The 3,812-nt window shown below is 61.0% G+C and carries 6 protein-coding genes; all 6 read left to right on the forward strand.

Annotated features, from left to right (window positions below; all coding sequences use genetic code 11):
• On the forward strand, nt 1-300 hold a 300-nt coding region (locus ACYVDE_RS16855; RefSeq protein WP_460502715.1), incomplete at its 5' end, for a polysaccharide deacetylase family protein.
• Between the two features lie 109 nt (nt 301-409).
• Nucleotides 410-1,054, forward strand: coding sequence for an outer membrane lipoprotein carrier protein LolA (locus ACYVDE_RS16860; protein ID WP_460502716.1), 645 nt, complete (start codon nt 410-412; stop codon nt 1,052-1,054).
• Nucleotides 1,032-1,655, forward strand: a complete 624-nt coding sequence (locus tag ACYVDE_RS16865) for a hypothetical protein (RefSeq protein ID WP_460502717.1) — start codon at nt 1,032-1,034, stop codon at nt 1,653-1,655. The genes ACYVDE_RS16860 and ACYVDE_RS16865 overlap by 23 nt, the downstream gene beginning before the upstream one ends.
• Before the next feature lie 140 nt (nt 1,656-1,795).
• Nucleotides 1,796-2,212 carry a hypothetical protein gene (locus ACYVDE_RS16870; protein WP_460502718.1) on the forward strand — a complete coding sequence of 139 codons (417 nt, stop codon included), beginning with the start codon at nt 1,796-1,798 and terminating at the stop codon, nt 2,210-2,212.
• Nucleotides 2,157-3,371, forward strand: a complete 1,215-nt coding sequence (locus ACYVDE_RS16875) for a DUF2062 domain-containing protein (protein WP_460502719.1) — start codon at nt 2,157-2,159, stop codon at nt 3,369-3,371. The genes ACYVDE_RS16870 and ACYVDE_RS16875 overlap by 56 nt, the downstream gene beginning before the upstream one ends.
• A partial coding sequence (locus ACYVDE_RS16880) for a hypothetical protein (protein ID WP_460502720.1) occupies nt 3,364-3,812 on the forward strand: 449 nt, incomplete at its 3' end. The genes ACYVDE_RS16875 and ACYVDE_RS16880, both read left to right, overlap by 8 nt.

The following is a 3,812-nucleotide window of genomic DNA, read 5'->3' on the forward strand; positions in this document are numbered from 1 at the left end:
CTGTTCCGCCCGCCCTACGGCGTAACGACGCCCAACTTCGCCCGCGCCCTGCGCGCCAGCGGCCACCAGTGCATCGGCTGGAGCGTGCGCTCGCTCGATACCGTGGCGCAGGATGAGCAGCAGCTGCTCGCTAAAATAGTAGGCGCCCTAGCGCCGGGAGCCGTTTTTTTGTTTCACGATACGGCAGCCGTGACGACGACGGTGCTGGATGAGTTTCTACGGCAAGCGCAAGCGCGCGGCTTCCGCGTGGTGCCGCTCGACCAGTTGTTAGGCGTAACCGCGTATGCCGACGCGCGGTAGAGACGCATATTTGCGTCTCGTCGTTGAACGACGCCGCCTGAACGCAACGCCCAAACAATACCCGAACGGCGCGGACGATGAGACGCAAATATGCGTCTCTACATTTTCTATGAAATATCTGGCTTCTACATTCTTCCTACTGCTGGCCCTGCTGCCAGCCTTTACCGCGCTAGCCCAGCCCAAGGGCTACCGGCCGGTGAGCGATGATGGCTATTTCCGCAAAAACTACGCGAAGGCGGCGGCCGGCACGCAATCCATCAAAAGCAGCTTTCAGCAGGTGAAAAACCTGAGCATGCTGTCGGAAAAAATCATATCGGAGGGGCTGTTCTATTTTAAGAAGAACGACAAGGTGCGGATGGAATACACCCAGCCGTACAAGTACCTGCTGGTTATCAACGGCGACAAAATCCTGATTCAGGACCAGCAAAAGCGCAAGGTGTACTCGGCCGGCGACAACAAGCTGTTCAAGGTCATCAACCAGGTGGTGGTGGACTGCGTGCAGGGCCGCGCGCTGGACAGCAAGGACTTCCAGACCAAAATCTACGAAAGCGACAAAAGCTACTGCCTCGACCTCGTGCCCCAGGCCAAGGAAATGCGCAAGCTGTTTGCCACCATCCGCATTTTCATCGGCAAGGATGACTTTTCCATCGACCAGCTCGACATGCGGGAAAGCATGGGTGACAACACCGTCATTACTTTCGTGCACAAGCAGTTGAATACTCCCATTGGCGATGAGGTTTTCAGCGTTAAGTAGCGGCGCGCTGCTGCTGTGCCTGGGCTGCACTCGCCTGAGCTACCCCGACCGCACGCCCGTAGCCGGCGCCGACGCGGCCGCGCTGCGAGCCTTGCAGCCGCAGTTCACCACCACGCTCTACCGCACCCAGATTGATGTGGTGGGCAAGCACCTGAGCGGCCTGCTGTTTTTCAAGAAGCAGCCCGACGAGTCGTTTCGCGTAGTGTTTACGAACGAGATGGGGCTGAATTTCTTCGATTTCCGCTTCGCCGACCACCAGTTTACGGTGGAGCATTGCATCGAGCAGCTCAACAAAAAAGCCGTTATCAACCAGCTGCATAAAGACATTGGCTTCGTGCTGATGACGGATTTGGACTATGCGCGGGGCCGGGTGGCGGCGCAGGGCCCGCAGCGGTTTTATTTCTTTGCCGCGGGCAAGGAAACGACGACCTACGTGACCGATGCCGCTACCCGGCAGATTTCGCGCATCGAAAATGCCTCGCCGCGCAAGCTGAAAGTGGTGGTGTCGCTGACGAAGTCCACCGCCGGCATGCCCGATTCAGTGTTCATCGACCACAAGCTGTTCCCGTTCACCATCGCGCTGAAGCAGATTGCGCGGTAGAGACGCATATTTGCGTCTCGTCGGCCGCGCCGTTCGGGTACCGTTCAGTCGTCATCGTTCAACGACGAGACTTCAACTATTGCGTCTCTACTTCAATCGGCGCGGACGCCGAGACGCAAATATGCGTCTCTACCCCAATCATGCTGCAAAATTCCTTCTACACCCTCGAAAGCCCGCCCGCTGCCACTCCTACCAGCGCGCAGGCCATCATCCGCCTGAACCCCGACCACGCCATTTTTGCGGGGCACTTTCCGGGGCAGCCGGTGGTACCGGGCGTGTGCATGCTGCAAATTATTAAGGAGCTGCTGGAAACGGCGCTGGGGCAGCGCGTGCAACTGGCCCGGGCCGGCAACGTGAAGTTTCTGGCGGTGCTGGAGCCGCGGGCGAACGCGATAGTGGAGGTGCGGCTTACCTTTGAGAGTTCGGAAGGTGGCATTCTATTGTCGGAAGCCACGATTTCGGCCGGTGACCTCCGGTTCATCCGGCTGCAGCAGGCCCATTATGCAATACCTCACCCCGCCCCTCCCCCTGCTCCAGGAGCGCTGCGACCGGCTTAAGCTGGCCGTGGTGGTGCCGACGTACAACAACGCCGGCACGCTGGCCCGGGTGCTGCGCGAGGTGCTGGCCCACACCCGCAACGTCATCGTGGTGAACGACGGCTCGACCGACGGCACGGCCGCCATTCTCCAGGATTTTCCGGAGGTGGCCCAGGTGAGCTACCCGCAGAACGTGGGCAAGGGCTGGGCGCTACGGCAGGGCTTCGCGGCGGCCACCGCGGCGGGCTACGACTACGCCATCACCATCGACTCGGACGGGCAGCATTTCGCCACCGATTTGCCCACGTTCGTCGACAAGTTGGAGGCCGAGGGGCCGGCCCTGCTCATTGGGGTTCGCAACATGGCCCAGGACGGCATTCCGGGCAAAAGCAGCTTCGGGCATAAGTTTTCCAACTTCTGGTTCTGGTTTGAAACCGGGCTGCGCGCGCCCGATACGCAGAGCGGCTACCGCCTCTACCCGCTGGCGCGGCTGCGCGGCATGCGGTTTTTCACGCCCAAATACGAGTTTGAGATTGAGGTGCTGGTGCGGGCGGCTTGGGCGGGCGTGCCCATCGGCTCGGTGCCCATTGCGGTGTACTACGCGCCGGGCAAGGAGCGCATCACGCACTTCCGGCCCTTCCAGGATTTCTCGCGCATCAGCGTGCTGAACACCGTTTTGGTGATTATTACGCTGCTGTACATCAAGCCCAAGCAGTTTATTACCAGCTTGTTTCGGCGCGAAACTTATACCCGCCTGCTCGGCCAGATTTTCAACGCCGAGGAATCGGCGGGGCGGAAGGCGCTGGCGGTGGCGTTTGGGGTGTTCATGGGCATTGTGCCGCTGTGGGGGTTTCAGCTGGCGGTGGCCATTCCGGCGGCCTTTGCGCTGCGCCTGAACCGTTATTTGGTGGTGCTGGCAGCCAATATCAGCCTACCGCCCATGATTCCGTTTATTCTGTATATGAGCTATTTGGCCGGCGGGCTGGTGGTGGCGCGGCCGCTGCACCTGGCCTCGGCCGAGGGGCTCACGCTGGCTTCCATTCATCAGAATTTCGTGCAGTATTTCGTCGGGGCCTGGCTGCTGGCGGGCGCGGCGGCGGCATTGGCGGGGGCGGCTACCTACCTGGGGCAGCTGCTGTTTCAGCGCGACAAACAACCACCCGTAGCGGCACATGGCTAACTTTTTCCTGCTGATTTACCGATTTTTCCGGGGGCGCCGGGCGCTGTTTTTTGCGGTGTTCGGGGCCACGCTGCTGGGGCTGGGCGGGCTGGCTTCGCGCATCCGACTGGAAGAAAACGTGATGCAGATGCTGCCCCACGAGCGACGGATGGACGACTTCAGCCACTTCATGGCTAGCTCGAAGTTCACCGACCGCGTGGTGCTGTTCATTTCGGATACCGACACAACGCACGCGCCCCGGCCCGCCGCCCACGCCGCTTTTGCCGACGAGCTGGCCGGGGGCATCAGCCAGCAGCTGCAGCCGTGGATGGCCAGCTTCCGCTATACTGCCAACGACAGCCTGATTTTCGACGTCTTCGGCACGATTCACGACAACCTGCCGCTATTTCTGGAAGAAGGCGACTACGCGCGGCTCGACTCGGCCACCGCGCCGGCCGCCGT

Source organism: Hymenobacter agri (assembly GCF_054778495.1).